Annotated in this window: 16 protein-coding genes; 8 read left to right on the top strand and 8 right to left on the bottom strand. The window is 51.2% G+C overall.

The genetic code is table 11. The features are described 5' to 3' along the window. Positions 1 to 510 precede the first annotated feature (510 nt). The 4 genes from KZ498_RS00080 to KZ498_RS00065 all read left to right on the top strand — a co-directional run bounded on the left by KZ498_RS00080 (position 511) and on the right by KZ498_RS00065 (position 9,609). The gene (locus KZ498_RS00080; protein WP_312615779.1) at positions 511 to 1,587 is read left to right on the top strand and encodes a hypothetical protein; all 1,077 of its coding nucleotides are present in this window, start codon (positions 511 to 513) and stop codon (positions 1,585 to 1,587) included. After that, positions 1,584 to 4,298 (top strand): DEAD/DEAH box helicase, encoded by a 2,715-nt coding sequence (locus KZ498_RS00075; protein WP_312615778.1) that lies wholly within the window; start codon positions 1,584 to 1,586, stop codon positions 4,296 to 4,298. Before KZ498_RS00080 ends, KZ498_RS00075 begins: the two co-directional genes overlap by 4 nt. Next, positions 4,295 to 6,355, top strand: coding sequence for a hypothetical protein (locus KZ498_RS00070; protein ID WP_312615776.1), 2,061 nt, complete (start codon positions 4,295 to 4,297; stop codon positions 6,353 to 6,355). The genes KZ498_RS00075 and KZ498_RS00070 overlap by 4 nt, the downstream gene beginning before the upstream one ends. Before the next feature lie 86 nt (positions 6,356 to 6,441). Then, entirely contained in the window at positions 6,442 to 9,609 is a 3,168-nt protein-coding gene (locus KZ498_RS00065) for a PD-(D/E)XK nuclease family protein (RefSeq protein WP_312615774.1), read from the top strand. A 519-nt stretch (positions 9,610 to 10,128) separates the two neighbouring features. Here the strand turns inward: KZ498_RS00065 and queC are convergent. From queC to KZ498_RS00045, 4 genes are read right to left on the bottom strand one after another with little or no spacing between them, the layout of a single operon-like run. Then, positions 10,129 to 10,830, bottom strand: a complete 702-nt coding sequence (queC, locus tag KZ498_RS00060) for a 7-cyano-7-deazaguanine synthase QueC (protein WP_312615772.1) — start codon at positions 10,828 to 10,830, stop codon at positions 10,129 to 10,131. A 4-nt stretch (positions 10,831 to 10,834) separates the two neighbouring features. Further along, on the bottom strand, positions 10,835 to 11,431 hold the full coding sequence (gene folE, locus KZ498_RS00055; RefSeq protein WP_312615770.1) for a GTP cyclohydrolase I: 597 nt from the start codon (positions 11,429 to 11,431) through the stop codon (positions 10,835 to 10,837). A 2-nt stretch (positions 11,432 to 11,433) separates the two neighbouring features. Further along, positions 11,434 to 12,201 carry a 7-carboxy-7-deazaguanine synthase QueE gene (locus KZ498_RS00050; protein WP_312615769.1) on the bottom strand — a complete coding sequence of 256 codons (768 nt, stop codon included), beginning with the start codon at positions 12,199 to 12,201 and terminating at the stop codon, positions 11,434 to 11,436. A gap of 2 nt (positions 12,202 to 12,203) precedes the next feature. Next, entirely contained in the window at positions 12,204 to 12,668 is a 465-nt protein-coding gene (locus KZ498_RS00045) for a 6-pyruvoyl tetrahydropterin synthase family protein (RefSeq protein WP_312615767.1), read from the bottom strand. A 143-nt stretch (positions 12,669 to 12,811) separates the two neighbouring features. Here KZ498_RS00045 and KZ498_RS00040 point away from each other — a divergent pair, with 143 nt between their 5' ends. After that, a complete protein-coding gene (locus KZ498_RS00040; RefSeq protein WP_312615765.1) occupies positions 12,812 to 15,721 on the top strand; it encodes a queuine tRNA-ribosyltransferase tRNA-guanine transglycosylase in 2,910 nt (969 codons plus the stop codon). Positions 15,722 to 15,856: 135 nt separating this feature from the next. Here KZ498_RS00040 and KZ498_RS00035 read toward each other — a convergent pair whose 3' ends face one another. Next, the gene (locus tag KZ498_RS00035; RefSeq protein WP_312615763.1) at positions 15,857 to 16,330 is read right to left on the bottom strand and encodes a hypothetical protein; all 474 of its coding nucleotides are present in this window, start codon (positions 16,328 to 16,330) and stop codon (positions 15,857 to 15,859) included. 151 nt (positions 16,331 to 16,481) lie between these two features. Further along, on the bottom strand, positions 16,482 to 16,757 hold the full coding sequence (locus KZ498_RS00030) for a winged helix-turn-helix transcriptional regulator (protein ID WP_312615761.1): 276 nt from the start codon (positions 16,755 to 16,757) through the stop codon (positions 16,482 to 16,484). A 107-nt stretch (positions 16,758 to 16,864) separates the two neighbouring features. On the opposite strand from KZ498_RS00030, the gene KZ498_RS00025 reads away from it, so the two are divergent. The 3 genes from KZ498_RS00025 to KZ498_RS00015 are packed head-to-tail and all read left to right on the top strand — an operon-like array spanning position 16,865 to position 19,934. Next, positions 16,865 to 17,899 (top strand): tRNA-guanine transglycosylase, encoded by a 1,035-nt coding sequence (locus KZ498_RS00025; protein WP_312617323.1) that lies wholly within the window; start codon positions 16,865 to 16,867, stop codon positions 17,897 to 17,899. Further along, complete coding sequence (locus KZ498_RS00020; RefSeq protein WP_312615759.1) at positions 17,896 to 18,777, top strand: hypothetical protein; 882 nt, start codon at positions 17,896 to 17,898, stop codon at positions 18,775 to 18,777. Before KZ498_RS00025 ends, KZ498_RS00020 begins: the two co-directional genes overlap by 4 nt. Further along, a complete protein-coding gene (locus KZ498_RS00015) occupies positions 18,774 to 19,934 on the top strand; it encodes a BREX system ATP-binding domain-containing protein (protein ID WP_312615758.1) in 1,161 nt (386 codons plus the stop codon). Before KZ498_RS00020 ends, KZ498_RS00015 begins: the two co-directional genes overlap by 4 nt. Positions 19,935 to 20,104: 170 nt before the next feature. Here the strand turns inward: KZ498_RS00015 and KZ498_RS00010 are convergent, their stop codons facing one another. Both KZ498_RS00010 and KZ498_RS00005 read right to left on the bottom strand, forming a co-directional pair. Continuing rightward, positions 20,105 to 20,611: a hypothetical protein gene (locus KZ498_RS00010; RefSeq protein WP_312615756.1), complete on the bottom strand. Its 507-nt coding sequence runs from the start codon at positions 20,609 to 20,611 to the stop codon at positions 20,105 to 20,107. A gap of 365 nt (positions 20,612 to 20,976) precedes the next feature. Beyond that, a complete protein-coding gene (locus KZ498_RS00005; RefSeq protein ID WP_312615754.1) occupies positions 20,977 to 21,705 on the bottom strand; it encodes a hypothetical protein in 729 nt (242 codons plus the stop codon). Positions 21,706 to 21,873 lie beyond the last annotated feature (168 nt).

Below are 21,873 nucleotides of genomic sequence, written 5' to 3'. Positions count from 1 at the left end.
ACGGTGTCCGGAATTTTCCGGAACTCGACGGACGCGGATTTTGGTCCGCGAAAGCCTTGGTTTATATTTCGCCACGGATCATATAAGCCTGTGGGGGTGAGTTCGCGAAATGCTCTCTCTCTCTGGAGTGCGTTGTCTGTAGCGACGGTGTACACCATCGTATATAAATGAGAAACCTACCGGCTAACAGTTGCTTCCAAGTACACAGAATGCCAGTCCAGAAGGACCGGCGTGCTCCGGGTGGTTACGCCGGAGCGATCGCCGACCACTTGTTCGCGGCTTTGACCGGCCACGAATAGCCCGATCGGCGTGGATTTGTTTCGGTTATCACCGTAGGCGCTTGCGCGCCATCTGATAGTACCTTACACTCGCGTATTAAACTTCGGAGTAGGGTACTCCTGAGTGCATATCAGTACTGGTAGATTCTTCAGATGGGGTCAACGCAAAGTGTGAACCCGCTGCCGTCCCGCATCTTTAATACCTTACTCAGTAACGCATGCTATATCGCTGATGAGTGACCATATATCGCCTACCGATACTTTCGAGGAGGTTCTTGACAGTGGGCGTAGTGAACTTTCGGCCGCACGTTCGGAATATGACGCATTGGAACAGACAGAAGAGGTCCCGTCTGCCCTCGTTGAGGCCATAAGCGATCTTGAACGGGAACTCGAAGAATTAGATCAGACACTCAATGTCGGGGATGAGGATCTCAAACTTGCTCGAGAGACAGTCCAGCGTGTTGGTGTTTTAACCGATGTCTTCGGTGCACTCCGTGAGCGGCAACGGACCATCGTCGAAGCCGATGTATCGCGTATAGAGCACTATGTCTCTGGAATTGTGACGCTGGCACGGGATCACGGTGTCGCCACTCATACTCCCCACGATCTCGAGGCTCTTGAACGGCAAAATTCGATGTTGGCTGCGTTAGTTAACAAAGGTCGTCACGAGAAAGTTCTGACCAATGATAGAGTTACGCCAGGGGAGGTAGATGCTGCCATTCGACAAGTCAACGCTGAACTCACAACCGAAGTGTCTGACGGACACCGAGCAGAAACTTATGAATCGATCACTGAAGCATTGCTGGACGAGATCCACGAGATGCTTAGCTCTCTTGAACAAAAAAACCCAGACCGAACCGCATATAGCTCGGACCTGGGGTCTGTTAAGAGTCTGCTAGAATCAATCGATGATACTGATGATACAAGTGCCGCTCAGATAGCTCATACCGCTCTTGAGGGGGCGTTGATGCTGCACTATGCTGTTGCTCGCACTCTGGCTAATCAGCGTGTTGCTGTCGCCCTGGCTGACACAGTCACTGATTCTGAACTTAGCGTCGACTGTAACGTGGATCAGTGTGTCGCCGACGGTGACGCAGAGACACTTATCGGGGCGATTACTGACGCAGTGGATACCGAGGTCGAACTTTCCATGAGCGAACGACTCCGACAACTGCTCAATGAACATGATGGGAGCGTCCTCCGGACTGCCCAGGCGACCGATTTTGATGTGGCGACGATTCTCGACCATTTGGAGCAACTGTACAATGATGGACAGATTTCCGACCTGGAGGTGACATTCGATCAATGAGTGTCGACGCTTCAGCCGTTGACCTTGATACAATCGAACGGGCCTGGAACACGTTTTGTGAGAAGGAAGCAGTGCTCAATGAAGTACAGGAAGATGTCATCGACGCCGTAACCGACGCCTGTCGGGAACAAATTAACGCCGGGAATTACGATGCTGCAGCCCCTCTCTCTCGTGTCTTCGAGACGTTTCGTGAGGCCCATCTTACCGACCAGAGCGCCTTCACCACTGAGGTGCTTGAGTCAGATGACCTGATAGTCGATACCCTTGAACTCGGTGAGGAGACAATCGCTAAAGCAATCTTCCAACAACTGATCGAGCAACTCGTGGAAGACGGGCACCTGCTATACGTCTACAATCGACAACAGGTCCGTAGCCACGTGGCTGAGATGACACGGTACTTCGCGCTGATGCGCCAGCGTCTGACTGACGAGACCGATTACCGGTTCACTCCCAATCTCGTTAAAATGGTCAAGATGGCGTCCTCAAACCGTGAACGGCCGATAATGGGCCGTGATCGGGAGCAAGCACGGAGTTTCCGAGAACCGATTCGCAAAATCAATGATACAATCGGAGACGATGACACTGAACCGGCTTGGGAACTGAAAGATACGGCCGGGGCAGCATGGCGAGACCTCGCCAATGAGACAATGAATACAATGAGTCGGTTCTTTGATGAGGGCCTTCCATCTGAATTTGATTCACTCGCTGCATACCAGGCTCGAGCGTTCAGAGACCTGTACCTTGACGCTGTGACTGACCAGTCTGAGGCCGAGACGAAAGCTAATGTTGTCACCGCCAGCACTGGCGGGGGCAAAACTGAAGCGTTTCTGTTCCCGACCCTAGCATACTGTCTGACCGCAACGAAAGCCGGCATCAGCGGTAATAAAGCTGTTCTGACGTATCCACGCCGTGATCTCTGCGACAATCAGTTTGAGCGTGTGTTCAGCTACGTCACTGAACTCAATCGCATCGAAGGGCAATTAGATATGTCTGTCGACGAGGCGCCACTTACGATCAGTATCCAACACGGTGGGCGAGAGGATGTGACGCTTCCCTGTCCGCATTGCAATGGGCAACTTGAGGTTGTCGACGGCTATTCGGACCCCTACTTTGAGTGTATCGTCGATGAGAGCCACAGGATCGAGTACGCAACCGTCGACCGGAGCGAATCAGCAGATATCGTCATCACAACCCAAAACTCTCTCCATAGGCGTCTGATGGACAAGTATGGCCGTGACGCCTTTTGGGAGAATTCCTACCCGGCTAAATTCCTCGTCCTCGACGAGGTCCACATTTACACTGACCAAGCGGGAATGAACGTCGCGAATGTTGTGCGTCGCTTCAAACAGGCGATGCGACAACAAGCCCATCAGCAAACACCGTCGCTGGTGGCTTCAAGCGCAACGATAAATAACGCAACAGAGTTCACAAGCAGAATTTTCGACACTGAATCGGCGACCCTATTCACCCCGACAGCCGAGGAAAAAGACACCTTGGGGCGGGAGCATTTCGTGTTCGTGAAGGCGACCGATCCGCGAAATATTGAGGTTCCTATTGGCGATTCAGTCTACAAGCCGCGGGAGGAATGGGACGATGTCAGCCCGACGACCGCCACGAACCTCTCGTGTATGATTCAGGTGGCGTTTGGCTTCTTCCATACCATGCGGAAGGAACGGGCCGGAGACCGGCCCGGGTTGGACACCAATAAGGATCGAGTGCTTGGTTTTGTTGATTCAATTGACTCCGTGAGCCGACTCGGTGGCTATGTTCAGGAGGCCGAAGAGAACGGGCTGTTCAAATATCGATTCCCAGATGCAATCCTCGGTGAGCGCGACAACAACCCAGATTGCCCTCGTGACCTGTTCCGAGGAGCTACTGACGATGAGTACGATGAGGAAGCCGTCTGTGAGTCACAGGTTCCAAACCCGAATCTCAACCGGTGTTCCGTCTATCAAGACGGTGAGTGTTGGTGGACAATGCGTGATAGGGAACTCGACTTGGAGGATATGACGGTCGCGATCCATCGGAGCGGGAACACCCAACTCGCCGGATCAGATCAACCGGTGGGGGACGACTGGGACCAACTCATCACCACCAGTGCGCTCGAGGTCGGATTTGACCATGCCAGTATCATCGGCACATTCCAGTACCGGGCGCCGAGAAACGTCCCGGGATTCATCCAGCGGAAAGGGCGTGGTGGCCGTGACGCGGAAGACGAACCGATCACAGTCGTGGTCCTTGGTTCCACGCCAACAGACTCCTACTATTTCCACCACTCCGACTATCTTAGCGATCCAAGTGACAAACACCTGGAGATACCCCTTGACGAAGACAATCGGTTCATCAGACGAGAGCATATGACTGCCGCGATAATCGACTATTTTAATGTTTCCGATGGGATAGATGCTGAGCGACTCTTCCGAGGACGAGGGCAACCGGGGCCCGATGTTGACTATCTCCAACAGTCGCTCAGTGACCATCGAATCGATATTGTGGATTGGCTGGGTAATACCTTCTCTGTCGATGAGTCAGAAGCGACCCGCCCTATCGAAAAACTGGAGACCTATCTTGAGGGCCTTGAGAAAGGTGTCGCACCCGGGCATGACGATTCGGAGTATTGGCAGTTCTTTTCGCAGATGGTCCGTGATCGGGATGAGGGGGCATTCGAGTATATCGATGATTTAATCGAGAACTTGGAGGATGAGCGATGACAGACGACTCTACTGATGAACTGACCACTGCGGAACAGATTGCCCGGCTCCAAGGGATACGAAATTATCTAGAGGATCAATCCTACCCATATCTTGACCTGACGGGTATCTACAACTCGGACCCCAAGGCTGAAAGTCCATATGTCGTACAGGGAACGTTCATCCCCGAAGAGATTGGAGGGAATATTACCGTCGTAGATGCGGACGATGAAGCAGAATCAACCTTAGCTCAGGAGAATCTCAACCAGATGTTAAACAACTTTCTCCCAGGTGGATACAAACAGCGCTGGGGGAATTTCGATCTCTGGCGAGGGGCATGGGACCACGATAGTGCCCCTGGACACGCAGATATCGGTCCAATGTTTGAGTGGCGAGAATCGTTTCCACTGACTGAGCTGCTCGGAGATGTCTCGGAGATTGATTACACTGAGATTTCGTTCGATCCGGACAACGTGCAAGTGTATGTCCCACTCTCTGTCCGCGTCACAAAAGAGGACAAAAACAACCCCCAGTACGTCTGGATCCCCGACAAAGGGATTGTCTGGACCGGCGATCCACCGATGCAGGTCGAATCGCTCTCCTCTGACCCAACCACAAATTATCTGTGGTTCAAACATATCCGTGGGGCGTTTGAGACGGATCCAACACCGTTACCGGATAGCAACCTCATCGATGGGTTCGCGTTCGAAGAAGAGCGTGAGTTTGTACGCTGTTACTACGCGTCACTGTTGACACTCTACCCGCGGGAGTCACAAGAGGTCCGCTCCGAGATCATACGGTATCGCTCAGAAACCGATGACAGCACAGCCTTCGTCGCGAGCAAAGAGCGAAGCCAACTGTTAACGCTCGGACTAGCCCGAGAGGAACTGCAATCTCGAATTGAGGCAGCCCTTAGTGCCGACCCACAACTTAAACGTGACCTCAGGTTCGCATTGCTGCGTGCCAACGTCTGGGACCGATTGTTCTTCGACGAGCGTGCTCTCCAACATGAGTTCGCTGTACAACCACTCATGGAACATCTGATCGGGATTGACTACTGGCAACGTGTTGTTGAGGACGACGAAATGGGTGTTTTTGATTTATCAGGACCCAGTGTTGTGAACGAAACAGCCCGTCTCCTTCCGGGTGATTCTAGTCGCCAACTCCGACTGCTCGGTCATGATGAACGAGACGTATCAGGTGTCTTTGCGACCATTGAGGACAATCCTGGAGTGTTGGCAGAACTGCTAGCACGGTGTCGGAACGAAGAGTTGGTCCAGGCGTTCGCCGAACGGGTCCTCGTTCATTCGGCTGAACATGCACTCTCTACATGGTCGAATGACCTGACAGGGTCAGGGACATCGTTTGAACTGTGGTATGACGTTAACTTCCAGGCACAGGACCAGGAGAATGCACGGATCGCTGTGTATGACCCGATTCAGGGCGGCGCAGGGATTGCCAAAGAAGTCCATGAACGACTTCGCGAAGGGACTGAAACGCCACCAGATTCCGGAATAGCAGTTCAGGGGAGATGCCACACCGCAACGGCAGACCGTGTGACGATTCAACTCCTTGCGTCGTATCCCGATGGATCATTATATAACATCTACCAGAGTAACCGCACCGAATTCAATTCACTGGTCGACTCGACTATTCAAAATGTGGTTGAGGACAGTGATGCCTACTCGATGGATGATTTAAAATCTCGTGTCACCAGCCGTGTGCAGACACTCTTTGAGACACGCGAGCTGGCGGCCTTCTACTCCTACGTGGCTAACGAGTACACAACCGTCGAGGCAGATGTGGGGCGGATCCCTCGTGTAGTTGACTTAGCTCTCCATCTGAACCGACACATATTCACTGACCCGAAAATCAAGGCGACATACGACCGGTTCGCTGACGATTCCGGACGCCGAGACATAGCCGAACTCGGTGAACGACTCGAAGAGCTAACCATACAATGTGTGTCGGCTTGCCCTGATTGTCTCGAAACCGACGCCGGCTTGTGCCTCCACGGTGCTGGGCAGCAGAGTGCAAGACTTAACCGACGCCTTCTGACAGCGGTGTTCAACCAATGATACAGAATCTTTCGACACTCGTGACCGAGCAACAATCTGGTGTCGGTCCCGAAGTCACAGTGCGATGTCGGGTACAGACAAACCCAATGCCAGGTGAAACGCAGGGTAATAAAACAGTCTACCTCGTCGAGGACCCCAATGATGACATTTCAGAAGATGTCCCGCTGTCGTTTTGGATGGATGAACCCACGCATCTCGATGGCGTTGAACGAACAGCAGACTATGTCTTGTCAGCGCTGGAAATTCCGACCCCTACTGAATTAGAGCGAGGCGACTACGACCCAGATTCGGCTGTTCTTCAACGAGGTGAGGAGCTGCTCGTGCGAGCAATTCCGAATCGGCGCGACGGTGGCTCACTCTATCTCAATGTGACCTCGTTTGTCATTCGTACACCGGATCGGTTGATTAGCAAGGCAAAACTTCGTACCGGTGATCGGTGTCCTCGAGAGTACTACCTCAGGTATGTCAAGCATGTGTATCCGGGGGATAAATTCGACACATCTCCAGGACAACAGGCTGGCCGATTCCGCGGTGATGCTATCCACAAAATAGCTGAACACGCCCTCGAAGAGCATCATGACAGATTCCGAGACGCTTCATGGGAGCCAGAGGAAATCGAAACGTATTGTGAAGAGAAACTCGACGCTGAGTTCGGCTTCAGACAGGCATTGCTGGTGCTCTCTGGGACTGGGTTGAGTGCTAGAGAGCATATTATAGAGACTGTTACGCAGTTATTTAGTGATGAGACATTCCTGACCAGAGTCCAGGCGGCCGATGATATCGAAGTCGAACAGTTTCTCGCAAACGAGTACGGTTACGCCGGTCGAGTTGACATCCTCCTTGACGGGACGCCGTACGATATCAAGACCACGCGGAACCCGGATGATCGTACCATCGACAACCACAGACACCAGATCAAACTCTATCTCTTTGCTCTGCTCTTGGAACGGCTCGAACCCGGTACATCGTTCCGCTCGGCCATCGAAGAAGTGCCCACTGGGTATCTCATCTATCCCAATATCTCAGCCGAGGCGGTTCAGTTTGAACAGGTGATACTCAAAATGTGCGATGTTCGTGAATTCCTCAGCGCACGCAATGATATCGTTGACACAGGGGGTGCGTTCGCGCCACCGTCGACGTACAATCGGAATTGCGAGGGCTGTGCATTCGGCGTTGAGGAGTGGGTCAGCGGCGCCGATGACGTATTACCACCCGCCTGTACATACCACTGTCAGAACGAACGTCGATGGCCATGCTATGAAACCGATGGTGGGGAGTTGACGACGCAGTGTTCACTGTTCGATGACTGCGACCAGCGAACGAAGTACAGAGACCCAAACGTTATCGATCATTATGAGGGTACCCGGGTAGCGTTCCGCGAGGAGCGGCGTGCACGAACCGCAGCCAAGCGCATTGTCAATCGGTTCGACGAGGACCTCCTTATCAAAGCCGGATATCTGCTCCCCAAATTATCGTGTACCGGCGCACAGGCCGCTGGGACTGTGATTCGATTCACGTCTTCAACGCACGTTGTGCCAGCTTTCAATCCAGGGGAAGTGGTCGAACTTCGGCAAACAGATGGTAGCAGTAGTGACAAGGTGGTTTATTATGGGGAAATTGACGGTGAGTATCTGTTCACGCCGGTTGATGACAGCCTCACTGTTGCTGATTACCTGTCCTCAGATACGACGTACAGAGCACTGTATACATTCAGCATCGATACGGTCGAGGACCGCTACTTGCCCTATCTCGATTTCGCACAGCGCCGTAACGAGGGCGAAAAAATTGACACGACTGGGCTGGCCACCACCGATTCAACTGTTCCGGATAGTGTCACAATAGACTCCGTCACCTCATATCTGGACAGAGAACGTGTCTTTGTCGATCTCCCGATCAGTAGGACACGCAACGAACAGATTGGTGATCTCGTTCGGGAATTAGTTACCGCAGCTTATCCCCGACTCGATGCCGATGGAACAGTCCCAGAAGACGGACGGCGAGCACTTGTCTTGGGAACGCGACCTGGATTGGTCGAATGTGCAGCAGCGGCACAACCGGATACCAATCACTTCAGACTTGATGGGACCGGTGGCCCTGCGGCGATTCAGAACGACGATGGATACCATACTATCCAATCACGGCTCATGGAATCGCGATCGATCGTCTCATCCGCCCAACTCGCGACAAGTACGAATGGCCCTGGCGGGGTTCGAGAGTTTTTCCACCGGTTGGAGGAAGGCGCATTTGGTGATCGAAACCACTCGGAGAACTTCTTCGATGTGCTGGTTTTGCTTGGTGGGGAAGACATCACCGAACCCGAGTACCAATTTCTGGCTGATTTAGCTGATCGGGTTGTAACGATTGGCGATACTCGGCGTCCGGGACCACAACTGCTTAGCACGGCGGCAACGGACGCCAGCCTTGGCGTATTCTTTGAGCAGGAATTTGAGCGATACCGATCGTTCCCTACCGACGATGCTGTGAGTCTCCAATTGGAAGGGCAGGCTCCGATTGGGTTGCGCCAATTTTACCCGGACGGCCCATGGGAGGCACTTGATGGTGATCTCACATTCCTATCCATCGAAGGCGACGAGGCGACTGCGGTAGATGAGATCACACTGGATGTGTCTGTTCCCACGGCAGCTGGGCCGGGCCGACGGCTCGTGTTCGACGTGACTGACACACCACTCTCGCCGATGAAGGCCCAGCAACTGTTCGAGAACCGAACAGAACTTGATGCGACTGCACTTCGCGAGCAAGCGGTTGTTGTCATCGATAACGAGAGTCTCTTCTTGGAATCCAAAGAGCGACTTGAAGGAGTCAATCCAACAGAACACACGGTTACAATCAGAGCAACGGCAGCTGAACTGCCACAGTTCAGTCGTGCACTCCTCTCAAATGATATCGCCGCTCAAATTGTCGCCGAGATAGCTGCGACAGAAGATCCAGATCTGATCGTAACACCATTCGAACGGCATGGCACTGAAATCAGACGCCGACTCGCTGAGGCCGATAGCGAAGTTCCCGTGTATCGACCTGAAGATCTTGATGGGACCGTCGCTGAGCACGCTATTGTGAGCTTTGCTACCTCAAACAGCGACAACATTGTTCGGCCACCACTTGACGACCCATCAGTCCTGTACTCATTGCTCGCCAGCGCTCGGGATCTCACAATCGTCGGTAATGAGGCGACACTGAGTTCCCGGGATGTGTTCGAACAACTGATTAGCGAAGCTGAAGCGTACCGTGGCTAAGATCTCCTATTGACCGACCGTCTGTGACTGCAGGTTTCTCGTTTATATGTGCCGCTGTATTCCCGAATAATGGACGGTCGGCTTGGCTTAAATTAGGTCCAAGTGCCGTCCTCGAGGGAGTAGACATACCGAAACTGTGGGATCGGTACGCTGGCAATGTTGGATTGCCAAACGACTCATCAACTTGCCTCTGACATAGAGCAATCTTGATGATCGTTCCCAACAGAGTCTGTAGTTTGCAGACCACGGAATGTCTACAATAGGGTGCTAATTGGGGTGGGATGTGTGGCGGCGCCCTTTTTGTTACTGCTGCACTACGTCCATTTCTTCGGTTCTTTCCGCTAAAAATTGAGTTCACGTCAAATATCATAATTCTGACTGGAGCGTAAAGTCACGGAGTTTTCGACTCCGAATTTAGAATAACTAGTCGTTCGAACGACTCTCTATCTCGGTCTCTTTGTCTGTATCGGATCCCGAATAATTCTACTCGGGCACTGTGAGCGTACTCAAGACGTGGTGTTAGTTTTTTGCTGTGTAATCGGGTCGCTCAGCGTACTTGACTGGATCGTGCTCACCAATATTCTGGAATGCCTGCAATCGAAACGCACAGGCGTCACACGTCCCACAGGCTGGTTCTTCATCTCGATAGCAACTCCAGGTCAGATTATACGGGACCGCCAGATCCGTCCCATGGTCCACGATGTCAGTCTTGGACCACTCAGTAAACGGAGCCTCGATCGTGATCTCGGTTTCGTCTTTCGTGCCCACGTTGACGACTTGCTGGAAGGCCTCGAAGAACTGTGGCCGGCAGTCCGGATACCCTGAGAAATCTTCAGAATGGGCCCCGATATACACCGAACCACAGTCGTTTGCCTCGGCATAGGAGACTGCCATCGAGAGCAAATTCGAGTTCCGGAAGGGAACGTACGAACTGGGAACTTCCTCACTGTCTAAATCTGCCTCCTCAACCTCGACAGCGTTATCGGTGAGACTCGACTTGCCAATCTTCGAGAGGTGGTCCGTCGTCAGATGGAGAAAATCGGCTGCATCGAAATACTCCGCCTGTGCTTTTGCACATTCGAGTTCCTTGGCTTCTGTACGCTGGCCATAGGAGGTGTGCAACATGTAGAGCTCCTTGCCAACGTCCTGAGCTACTGCTGCTGCAGTAGCGCTATCCATGCCGCCCGATGCTAATACGACCGCTCGAGGGTTTTCTAACATTGTATCAAGTCGCCTCATTGAACCGCTTACGTTCAGACTCAGTCGGGTCCCCCACAACAGCTCGCGTCGAGGTTTCCGTCTTCGTTTCGACCCCACGCATCGCCTCACAGAGATGTGTTGCTGATAGCTCAACCAGCACTGTCTCCGTGCCAATTTCCTCGGCCAGTCCGGTGGCGATATCTTGAGTCAAGTCTTCCTGCATCGTGAGTTTCCGTGACTGCCACCGCACGTACCGCACGAGTTTTGATAGTCCCACAACTGCTCCATTGGACCGATAGGCAACAGTTGCGGTCCCAAAGTACGGTAGAACGTGATGCTCACAGAGACTGTACACGGGAATATCGCTCTTGACGACGAAGGTATCGCCGCTTACCTCGAAGGTCTGTAACTCAGGTTTTGCTTCGATGCGCGTCCCCTCCGTGAGTGTCTGAAAAGCGCCTGGAACCCGGCGCTGCCAGGTGTCTTGCAGCGCCTGTGAGTCCGGATTTTCACCGACCGCTTCCAAGAGCAGTCGGGCACCTTTCTGTGCCTTCGACCAGTCTATCCGCCTCGCATCCTCATCTATTGGCTCAGCCGAGTCGGCTTGGACATTCTCAGTCATCGTTAGGTTCCCGGAGCATCGTTCCACAGGTCGACATGAAGTCGGGGGGTGTATCGGTACCCGTACTCCATTGCGAGAGTCGCCGTAGTTTGGCGTGTTTCTTCCAACCGCTCTCTGGTGGCACCCTCTGGCATCAAAAGGACGTCCGCGTCCCGAATCTGTGTCGAGGAGATACCACGAAGTCGCTCCAGCAAGGATTCGATCTCAACCATGTCATCCTCCCCGGTCACGACAAATTTCAGTTGAAACGGATATGTTTCAACGAGTGAGGCAAGCGTCTCGAGATCTAACCGCCGCTCATCGTGGCGTTCTTCCCACTCACCGTCGCCTTTCGGATCCTTTGTCGGGGTTGGTGTGCTGCTCGCAAGTTTCGGACTGATACTGGCTAGGTCGATTGCAGCGTCGTGGTGAATCGTCCCGTTTGTTTCGACTGTCGTATGATAGCCCGCAGCCGACAGTTCATCCAGCAACTCCGGGACCGCGTCGTGCATCATCGGTTCGCCACCGGTCACCACGACGTGGTCACACTGGTCGTGCGTTGCAACTTTCGAGAGGATCTCCTCAACATCCATCCAACCATGCGTCGGTTCCCAGGACGTGTGATACGAATCACAGAACCAGCAGCGTAGATTACACCCACTTGTGCGAACGAAGACAGACGGGACACCGGCCAGTTCGCCTTCCCCCTGAAGCGAGTAGAACAGTTCGTTGATCGGGAGGTCACCATTACCGGTCGGTGTGTCGTCTTGGACCGCTGCGTTGACAGGCATGGTTAGCTATGGGCTGCACAGAGTTCACCAGTCTCTTTCACCGAGACAGAGACGTCTGAGACGGTCTTTGGCAGGACGTCCGTCAGCTTTTCCTCGAGCAAGACTGCCATCACTTCGGCGGTCGGGGGATGCTCGAGGATGACAAGTGCGTCACCATCACCACTCTGTTCGAATGCGTCGATAAGCGGATCACCTTTTTCGACGAGAAACCGATGGTCCCATTCATTTATTACTGATGTAATATCACCTTTGTCAACGACCCATCCCTCATCAGTCAGTTCGCCGATGACACTGACCTGAACTTTGTAATTATGGCCGTGTGGTCTGCTGCACTTACCATCGTGATGCATAATTCGATGCCCTGAGCTGATTCTGATAGGCCGATCTTCGCCAACACAGAGTGCTCTCTCGCCGGGTGTGTCAATGATAGAATCAGTTGTCTTCCTCTCCGATAATCTCTCGGCCATACCCAGAGAATATTGCGGCCCTACTTATAGGTACTCCTCCAAGCGAAAGTGATTATATAGTAGACAGACCAACATCTGCCGAATCGATGGAGTCACATCTATATGCTGGACTGTGATACACAGGTACAGGTGACTATCTAATCGTGCGGTTCTACGTACCAGAGTGGGACGATGCTGTGGATGCAGGTTATGATTTTGAGCATGACGAACTCTCTGATCTTAACCGGCAAGAGCGAGAGTTGAATTATATTTGGGATATCTTCGACAAAGAGTCGACCCCGATCGATGGGGTGCTCATCTCTCGAGAGCAGGTTGAATCGACCAAAAGGAAAGAGGAGCGAATCACTCAGTACGGCGTCTATGACGATCCGGTTCTTTCGGTTCCGGAGTGGCTTCCAACTATCAGTGACTGTGGCGCGTGGGGGTACAAATCGTTACCATTCCCTCCTTACGGCAATGAAGATATGCTTGATTTCTACGAGACGCTTGATGTCTCAGTCGGCGTCACTATTGATCATCTTGTATTAGGCTCAGGCAAAGAGAAAGGCCGTCTCTATCTGGACGAACGCGCTTTTGGGTCAGAATTTAGTAAGTCAGATATTCCTTCAGAACTGTCAGAGTCGGTCGATCTTATGATCGATGAGTGGCCTGATGAATGGCCAGATTATGTCGAAGACTACGAGGCGTCTATTTGCTCATCACGAGATGTCGATCAGTTCACTGCTACAGATTTCGAAGGTGACATCGAATCAGTGCTGAATCGGCTGGCTGATGACTATAGAGCGGTTTATCGGACAGACGACAAACAGTTCCGTTACAACCTCACATTAGAAAACGCAGCGGAGATGCGAGAGCTATACCAAGCAGGAGCATACCCATTCCGTCTTATGGTGGCCATTCAGGGCTGGAATGTCGACTCGTACGTATCTGCTGCTGAAGAGGTCTTAGATATCGGATACAACTACCTTGGTATCGGTGGTGTTGCAGGGAGTCCAGTCCATGAGGTCCGAAAAATCGTCAAGGAGGTCGGAAAGACGGTCAAAGATTACGAACGGACTCATCAAACACGAATCGACTCACACGTCTTCGGTTTCGCTAAGTCAGATGCTTTCGATTCAATTGGCCGGTCTGGAATGGCCAGTTTCGACAGTGCAAGTATGCTCAGATCAGCTTGGACTGGGGGGCGAAATTATCGGGTTGACGGGGATGAGCGATACGACGCCATCCGAGTTCAGTACCCAAAACATGGAGCCAAAGTAGCGGATGCTGTTGAGACAGCTTTACGTGGCCGTGAGACGCTTGTGGCCCTACGTGCATACGCAAATGAAGAGTCAATCGCGGATTCGTTACGGGAGTGGAAAGTGGAGGCCACTAAGACACTCACAGAGACGATTACGTATGTCCGGAACCATCGGCATGAGGAGAAATTCAACTCCGCACGTCTTCGCGATATCGAATCTGCATTCCGAAGCGATTTCGAATACGCTCGCCAGTTGAAGGCGTATTTTAGCGACGATCTGCGGGGCCAACTCATCAAACATCTCCGATCGGATGACAAGAACGATTCACTGCCGTTCGAAACGTATATCGACCTGCTTGGAACTGCGAGGGCGGAACTCAAACGGTACCCCCGGATGGTCGAGATCCTTGAACGTGAAGAAGCAAAGCCAGATGGGATGGATGCGTTCGAACGACTCTGGTTTGTGATTCAAGATTATGCAATCTGGATCGGAAACGATGACCTGTTGGAAGCGTATCAAGAGACGCTCTCGAAGAAACCGTGGGATGAGTGTGATTGTCCGATCTGCACTGAACATGGCATCGAAGTGTGTATCTTCCGTGGGAATGATCGAAACCGGCGACGTGGCTTCCATAATACAGCTAAATTCTACGACGAGTTTTCAGACGCACTCCCGAAGACACTCGTGCTTACGAACGGCTCAGCGACGTTCAGTAATCATGAGACTGTTGAAGAGTATCTCGCTTCTGAACAGACAGAATTTTGGCAACAGGTGCATGATCTCCCCGTCGCCGAAATCGGTGCGTTCGATGCAAATGGGATTCATGAATGGTGGGCACCCCCTCCGAGTACCGTTTCTTTCGCACCGGACAGGATAGCAGCACACCTCAATGAACGCTTAGGTCGATATGATGTTCTGTATTTGTACAAGCCAGGCAAGCACCTCTCAGAGACTCTTGATACTCTGAGGGATGATGTTGAATGTAATATCCACACATTCGAGGAACCGACAACGCTTCGAGAAACCGTCCTTTCTAATCTGGGGACTAACTACAGTGTTGGCTCGGACTTTGCTCCTCATAAACCAGTTTTCGATGCGGACCAGGAATTAGATATACTGGTTATCGATCAGTGTTCCGGGTCAAAGTATGTCCCAGATGGAGAACGCGTTTTTGAAGCAGATGAAATCGATCAGACTTCGAAGGCAGACCTTCTCAGTCGGGAGAACGTAATTGGAGTCAAGGCCAATGAGTTGTATACTGGTCGGCAACAGGAGTCCATCTCGAATGCTGTCCGGCAACTACGGGCTGATGGACATAGTGTTAAGCGATATTTCGTTAGTGCGGGATTCGGGCTAGTCGAAGAAGCAGAGCGGTTGCCTCCGTATGAGGTGACATTTAGTGGCATGAGTGTTGGTGAAATTCGTGACCGCTCCGAGAAACTTAAGATAAAGACCGATCTCAATTGCGTCTTAGACCAAACGGATTATGATATCGTATTCTTCACTCTCGGGGACGATTACTACAACAGCATTGATATTGACTCTGCTGTTCAGCGTATTCGGCCTGACCGGATTGGGGTAGTATTTAACCAAGACCTCGTCGGAGAACAATACGACAATATAGTGTCTGTCTCTGCTCGCACGAAGGATGCAAAGCGTCATGAGACGATTGTTATCGGACTAAAGGGGTTGTATCTCGAGAATTTCGCTCAGAACCTTCGTGAAACCACGGAGTTGGATCCTGATGTAATCAGCCTCTTGTGTCGATATCTGGAGGAGGATTCCAAGCAAGCAGCTATCGAGAAATTCTAACTTTCTGCAATTAACAGCGATCCAGTCTCGCAACCGCCCATAACCAGCCTACTAAAAGTCCAACATCTTGATCAATACTATCTACTGCTTGAAATTGTAGACCACAAGGTGGTTCAAGCGATCTCCCTTCGGGGCTTACTGTATCAAGGCTTCCAGAGCATGTTCTACCGTTCTGTACCGGTCATTCGTAACTCGGTGGCTGCTTTGTGGATAGGAACTGTATCCGAGTATGTCATCGATATCGGCTATTGACTTTGAAATGGGGGTGAAATCGGTGACGGTATACCCGAGTGTCGCCACCTGAGTTCCGAATAAGCTGTGTGCCGCTTTCTCTTTGAGTCGCTGTTTCTCTCCAACTCGCCCTGTTGCGACATATTGGCCTTCATCACTGGTATAACCCCGCTGAACCTTATAAAAGAGAAGTCCATCGCCGGGAGACAATGCTTCGTATACCTGCTGACCACTGTCCGAATTTCGTTGTGCCCATAGCCTGGTTCCATTTAGATGCAGTAACTCAGCACTCTCAAGATTCTCTTCGTCAACTGGCGTCTCTAGGACACGGCTATAATTGGGTTCATCAACCGTGACCCGGAATAGATTTGTTGCCATGACCGATACTGAGATTGAGTTGTTATTAATGTCGGGGGGACAGATCACCCTACGCCCTGTTGATGAGTCTAAATATCTTTGTAAATCACTGAGAGGATTGCGTCTCTGCCTATCGTTTGCCTACACTCCAAACCCCGCTCTATCTTAGATGTTAGTCTGACAGAATCCGTTCAATCTCTTCGAGAGTATCCAAGAGTTCGTTCCCAGATTCGGTAGATTCGTACTGAACGTTCCGTGAGGACTGTTCGATCCGCTGGACCAACCCATGGTTAACAAGCTGTTTAAGCGCTGTTGAGATGGTTTCACTTGAGGAGTCGATTGTATCTTCTATTTCAGAATAATTCAATGTCCCCTGCTCAGACAGGAGTTCTAAGATCTCCAGTGTGCGCTTGCGTCCAACAATCTTGCGCACATCCTCTGAAACCATCTATTCTCATTTTCAGAACGGTCGTCAAAACCACTTTGATTTGTTGCAGGTTACTTTGCTTGAGCAAAGCTTTATATCAGAGCCCAGCTTAGCACAGCGCGTTGGATATGTTGTACAGACAACGGAAACTCGACACACCACATGGAGAGTTACAGACCCCAGTACTCTTTCCCGTGAGTAATATCGGAAAACGATCGAGTGATAACACACCAGAATACACGGACAGTATCCCAGACTTGTCGACCGCGATGGTCAATACAAGAGCGATACGCAATCGCCAAGCGCAGTGGGACCGGTTACAAGACGGAGAAACACTGCGTGATGAAATGGGAGTTACCGACGATACGATTGTCTTTGCTGACAGTGGTGGGTTCGATTTTCAGAATCGGCAAATCGACACTACCCCGGCAAAAACACTTGATACTCAACGAAAAATCGGGGCAGATATTTTCGGAACCGTTGATGCTCCATTATCAAGAGACAATCGGCAGGCGAAAAACCAACGGCGAATTAGTCGGAGTATCGATCTCGCACTGAAAGCGAGTGAAAAACACAGTGGGGAGGAACCACTCTTTGCTAGTGTCCACGGTTATGATTCCGAAACGGTCCGAAATACGATTCGGCATCTCGAACAAGAAGGGACATTCGATGGTTACGCAATTGGCAGTCTTGTCCCGATTCGGACGGATTACAAGAAAGTAACAAAAATAATCTTAGCGGCACGGCGAGCAACTGAGAAACATCTTCATGTCTATGGGTTAGGCGGTTTGACTTATCAACCACTGCTGTTATATATGGGAGTTGACAGTTTCGACTCAACGGCATTTATTCGAAGTGCAGGGAATAGAAACTATCTGATGCCAGGGTTTGGTGGTGAACCACTAAAAAACATAGAAGATTTATCATATCTTCCATGTGCCTGCCCAGTGTGTAGCACTCGTAGTTTCGAAACGATACGTGAAGATAGAGATCTTCTGGTACAGCATAACCTCTGGGCGCTGGCGCTCGAACTGCGACGGTTTCGATATATGTATTCAATCGGTGAAGAGCTCGAAACGTATCTTGATTTGCGATTTCAAGGGAATGAGGTAACCCAACGAGCCTACCAGATGGCAAAGCAACAGGTCCGGAGGCTCACATGAGCGACGAACGGCCAACGGTTCGACCAGTTACGCTTGCTCGTCTCGTTGAGGCAACCCATCTCTGTAGCACTTTGGCGCAGTCGACCGATGATATTGAGCAACGCCTCGATGTGAGTCACCGCCGTGCTCGTGAGACGTTACTTGAGACGGTTCGGATTAATCTCATTACCGAGACAGATGACGATACCTTCGTGGCGACTACTGTCGGCGAAGCGTTTGTTGACGCCATCAAGGACGAAAACTGGATAGAAGTAAGCTCGATTCTGGAAACGCACAGTCCACACTATGGTAATTTTTTGGAGGTTGTTGAAGAGAATGGACCAGTACAATTGGACGCTGTTCTTGAGGGATTAGACGATCAAGCAGAGTTCACACCGTATTCCTACAATCAAACGAGTGTCGAAGTCGTCGGCGACTGGGGAGAACGGCTCGGGACAGTCCAACGGAATGCATTCACAGGAGAGTATTACCGACCCAAGAATGACGATCCACCTCCGAACTTCCACTATACACTCCTTAGTGTGTATGATGAACTCGAAGAGACAGCGGGAGTAGGGTTACGGCAACGCTATCTCTCAATTCCGGACGTTCGCGAACGACTCTGTGTGAACCTTCAGCTCACCCGGCAAGCGTTTGATGAGGCTCTCGCTTCGCTGGCGAAAGAGAACGTTGGCAAACTCGAACTCTCAGGCGCACCCATGGATACGGGTGCGAAAGAGGCGAGGTACGGAATTAAAGAAATGGCCTTAGCTGGTGACGATATGCTCGTCTCAACTTCACAATCTACTGATAAAGTGATGCGAGGCATCGAACAGTACGGCAAACAATACTACTACCTCACGGTCCACGACCGAGAGCTTACGTACACGACACAATGAGCGACAGCTTCACCATCACAGATGAACAGCGCGATTACTCAGCTTTTGGACTCTCGGAAAACCCATTCCCGTACAGTCCAGTTCCCGATGATGACCCAACTGTCTACTGTGGTCAACAGCAGGTAACTGACCGGATCAGTGAAACCGTCTCGTCTGTGCTTAGTACTGGCAAGTCGAAACATCTGGTTGTTACGGGCAAGTATGGGAACGGGAAATCCCACACGCTCAAATATACTCGGTCATTGGTCCGGGATCGTGACGATGTGCTGGTGGGATACGTCGCCCAACCCGGTGATGGGTTTCTCGATGTATACCATGAATTCGTCTATGATATCGGCTTCGACCAATTACAGGATCTCAGCTATGAGTTCTTAGCCCATGTAGCGCGAAGAGAGACCGACCGGAACCCGACCAGTGGGGATGCGATGCAGAAACTCATTGACGACGGGGAAGTCTTACTCTCGGACCTGGTTCCGACTGCAGTCCAGCAATTGAGTGATGTGACGAAGTTTGCTGACTTCGCGCGGGCGATGATCCATCTCATTTATGAGGATACGAATCTGTATGCCTGGCAGTGGCTTTCAGCCGAAGGACTTCGATACGAACAGCGGAAAGAAATGGAGATACACAGTGCCGTCGATGACGACACGAGTGCTGTTCGGGCGTTCACTGCGCTGAAGAATATGCTGCGTGAGTTAGGGTATACGGGTATCTTCATGTTCGTCGATGAGTTCGAGCGGATCGCCCAACTGACGCCGAAAGACGAGCAAGCTACGCTCAACAGTATCCGCCATTTGATGGATCAAAACAGCAATGGGCTCTGTATTCTGTTCGGGTGTGCACCGGAGGTGTGGCAGGACGTCATGAGCGAATATCACGCCTTCTCCGAGCGTATTGGTCAAGAAGTCGCATTGCGGCCATTGACCGAGGAGAAGGTCTATGATTTAGTCGAAGATTATCTCGATATTGGTAGGAACGGCAATTCGACCGGGATTGATCCATTTACCGAAGAGAGTTTGCAGATTGTGCTGCAACGGTCACAAGGCAATATTCGGCAGGTGCTCAGTATCTGTAGTCGTGTATTAGACGATGCTGTACAAGCTAATACAGAGTCTATCGGTGAAGAGATGGTTCTCACGACAATCGAGGAGATGTAGCCCTCTTCAACAATATAGTATTTCGCTTGGAGAGTTCCTTCGGTTCCCCTACAGTGAATCCGTGGTTGCGGTCGCAATTCTACGGTATCAGATACCGTCGAAATCGGAAATCTCGCTTAATTAAACACGGCTGGGTTTTTCGACACACTACTTAGTAAGTGATTCCTACACTAAAGTGAAGACGGACTGCGTAGGCGACCTTGGCAGTCCAGGTTTTCAATGGTCTCATATATTTCTTCTTCACTCTGTTTAGCCATATCTACCGTTGAGCTACCACTATCATAGATACTATCGAGACTTGAAAACTCCGGATCTTCTGGCGTAATTATTCCATAGCGTGCCATTTGAACACCTTTGAGCTTCACCCCATCAATCTCCCGAAAGGTGGCGCAGTTTGGTTCCCACTCACCAACGGTGATGATTTCATCGTCGTCATTCGGCGTTCTAATGAGGCCTAGACCGCCAACGTGACTAATATCGATAATACGATTAAATGCATTCCCCGCTGCCGGTCGATGATTTTTATCTGGGACTTGTGCACTACTTAATGACCAACCAGATCCATAATCGGCTACAAATAGGCCTTCAGCCGTTAGACGTGCTTGAACAGACGATGGAACAGCTGGTTTATTATAGCAACGAATAATGGGTTTATCTGCCAACTTTTTTGTATTCATCTGCACTGTATAATCTAACCACTCTGACTAAATGGTACTGATCTAGAAACCAACTTTTTAATATCTTATTTTATATCTGTGATTGAGTAGCCGCTGCTTCCAATTCGGATCTATTCTTCCCTCTGAGATTAAAACACACTCTCCAACAATCTAATTTTTTCTGAAACAATACCACCTATCTGGGAATGTATGATAATTGTATATTGTGTCGGACCTGTTGTCCTATAGAACTTCGTCAGATGGATGTCTATAATATTGAAACCAGAACGAGGTTCTCAAACATTCCATGGATTGGATATCAATCCTGAGTCGGTAACTCGTCAAACAGGCTGTACGAATAGCAGTTGGTGGGTGACGGGTGGCATTCAAATCGCTCCGATCGCACCAATCTGATCTGGGTCCCACTCCCAGTACAACTCACCGAGTTGTAGATCTTGGGTTGAGTCTGTCTTGTCGGATCCCTCACTCAAAATCCCGATAACCTGTAGTTGGTTGACGAAGTTGTATAGGTACGTCACCATCGTGAGATCGAGGAGTTGTCGGCGGAACTCACAGTCTGATAGCGATGTATCGTTGAGTAGCGCTCGAAGTCCAGTGTCGTCACGGCAGAATAGGGCGTTGAATACGTCGGGAGATTCATACGTGATCGCGGATAAAAGCTGGCTTACCTCCATACGAGAATTCTCTTGATCGGCAAGAATGCGCACCAACAGTCGAATTGGGGGTGTCGCCAGGTACCGATCACGCAGGAAGGCGATCAACGCATCGTTGCCACGATGGGCGTCGATGGTATCGATAGCGAGATCAGGATGGACAGCGTCATTCGCGTCTGCTGAACGCGCTACTGCGCCGTGGAGGCCTGCGACGATTCGGTAGCCACACTGGCCGTAATCGGTCAACCGGAGGGTACCCTGGGCGTCCTGATCGATGAGTTGGAGTGTTTTCGCTAGACGGATTGGGTTCCCAGGTGCCTCCGCATACTCGGGGTCAGAATCGCGGATCGCCGCCTTGCATTCTTCGATCGAAAGTTGCTGGCTTTCCCCTCTCAGGGCAATTGCCAACACTGGCAGGAGGGCATTCTCCGGCCGATACATTGACGGGAAAATAAAGCGTCCTGATTCGAACTCAGTCGTTTTTAGCTGGATTGAGGCGCTAAGCCCCCTTCCTCAAGGAGCAACGCAACGAGCGAAGCGAGTGAGTAGCGCAGTAGGGAGGGGATACAGCTCCGCACAGTTTTCAAACACGTTCGACGCCCAGTCCAC

The sequence above is a fragment of the Haloarcula sp. 1CSR25-25 genome, from assembly GCF_032027985.1.
Classification (GTDB): Archaea; Halobacteriota; Halobacteria; order Halobacteriales; family Haloarculaceae; genus Haloarcula.
Note: the sequence above shows the minus strand (reverse complement) of the source record. Positions and strands in the feature narration are given on the sequence as shown.

Bases quoted from the DNA above. Each gene is read 5' to 3' on its own strand.
- KZ498_RS00080 (WP_312615779.1), top strand. From the start codon at position 511: ATGAGTGACCATATATCGCCTACCGATACTTTCGAGGAGGTTCTTGAC.
- KZ498_RS00075 (WP_312615778.1), top strand. From the start codon at position 1,584: ATGAGTGTCGACGCTTCAGCCGTTGACCTTGATACAATCGAACGGGCC.
- KZ498_RS00070 (WP_312615776.1), top strand. From the start codon at position 4,295: ATGACAGACGACTCTACTGATGAACTGACCACTGCGGAACAGATTGCC.
- KZ498_RS00065 (WP_312615774.1), top strand. From the start codon at position 6,442: ATGCCAGGTGAAACGCAGGGTAATAAAACAGTCTACCTCGTCGAGGAC.
- queC (WP_312615772.1), bottom strand. From the start codon at position 10,830: ATGTTAGAAAACCCTCGAGCGGTCGTATTAGCATCGGGCGGCATGGAT.
- folE (WP_312615770.1), bottom strand. From the start codon at position 11,431: ATGACTGAGAATGTCCAAGCCGACTCGGCTGAGCCAATAGATGAGGAT.
- KZ498_RS00050 (WP_312615769.1), bottom strand. From the start codon at position 12,201: ATGCCTGTCAACGCAGCGGTCCAAGACGACACACCGACCGGTAATGGT.
- KZ498_RS00045 (WP_312615767.1), bottom strand. From the start codon at position 12,668: ATGGCCGAGAGATTATCGGAGAGGAAGACAACTGATTCTATCATTGAC.
- KZ498_RS00035 (WP_312615763.1), bottom strand. From the start codon at position 16,330: ATGGCAACAAATCTATTCCGGGTCACGGTTGATGAACCCAATTATAGC.
- KZ498_RS00030 (WP_312615761.1), bottom strand. From the start codon at position 16,757: ATGGTTTCAGAGGATGTGCGCAAGATTGTTGGACGCAAGCGCACACTG.
- KZ498_RS00025 (WP_312617323.1), top strand. From the start codon at position 16,865: ATGTTGTACAGACAACGGAAACTCGACACACCACATGGAGAGTTACAG.
- KZ498_RS00020 (WP_312615759.1), top strand. From the start codon at position 17,896: ATGAGCGACGAACGGCCAACGGTTCGACCAGTTACGCTTGCTCGTCTC.
- KZ498_RS00015 (WP_312615758.1), top strand. From the start codon at position 18,774: ATGAGCGACAGCTTCACCATCACAGATGAACAGCGCGATTACTCAGCT.
- KZ498_RS00010 (WP_312615756.1), bottom strand. From the start codon at position 20,611: ATGAATACAAAAAAGTTGGCAGATAAACCCATTATTCGTTGCTATAAT.
- KZ498_RS00005 (WP_312615754.1), bottom strand. From the start codon at position 21,705: ATGTATCGGCCGGAGAATGCCCTCCTGCCAGTGTTGGCAATTGCCCTG.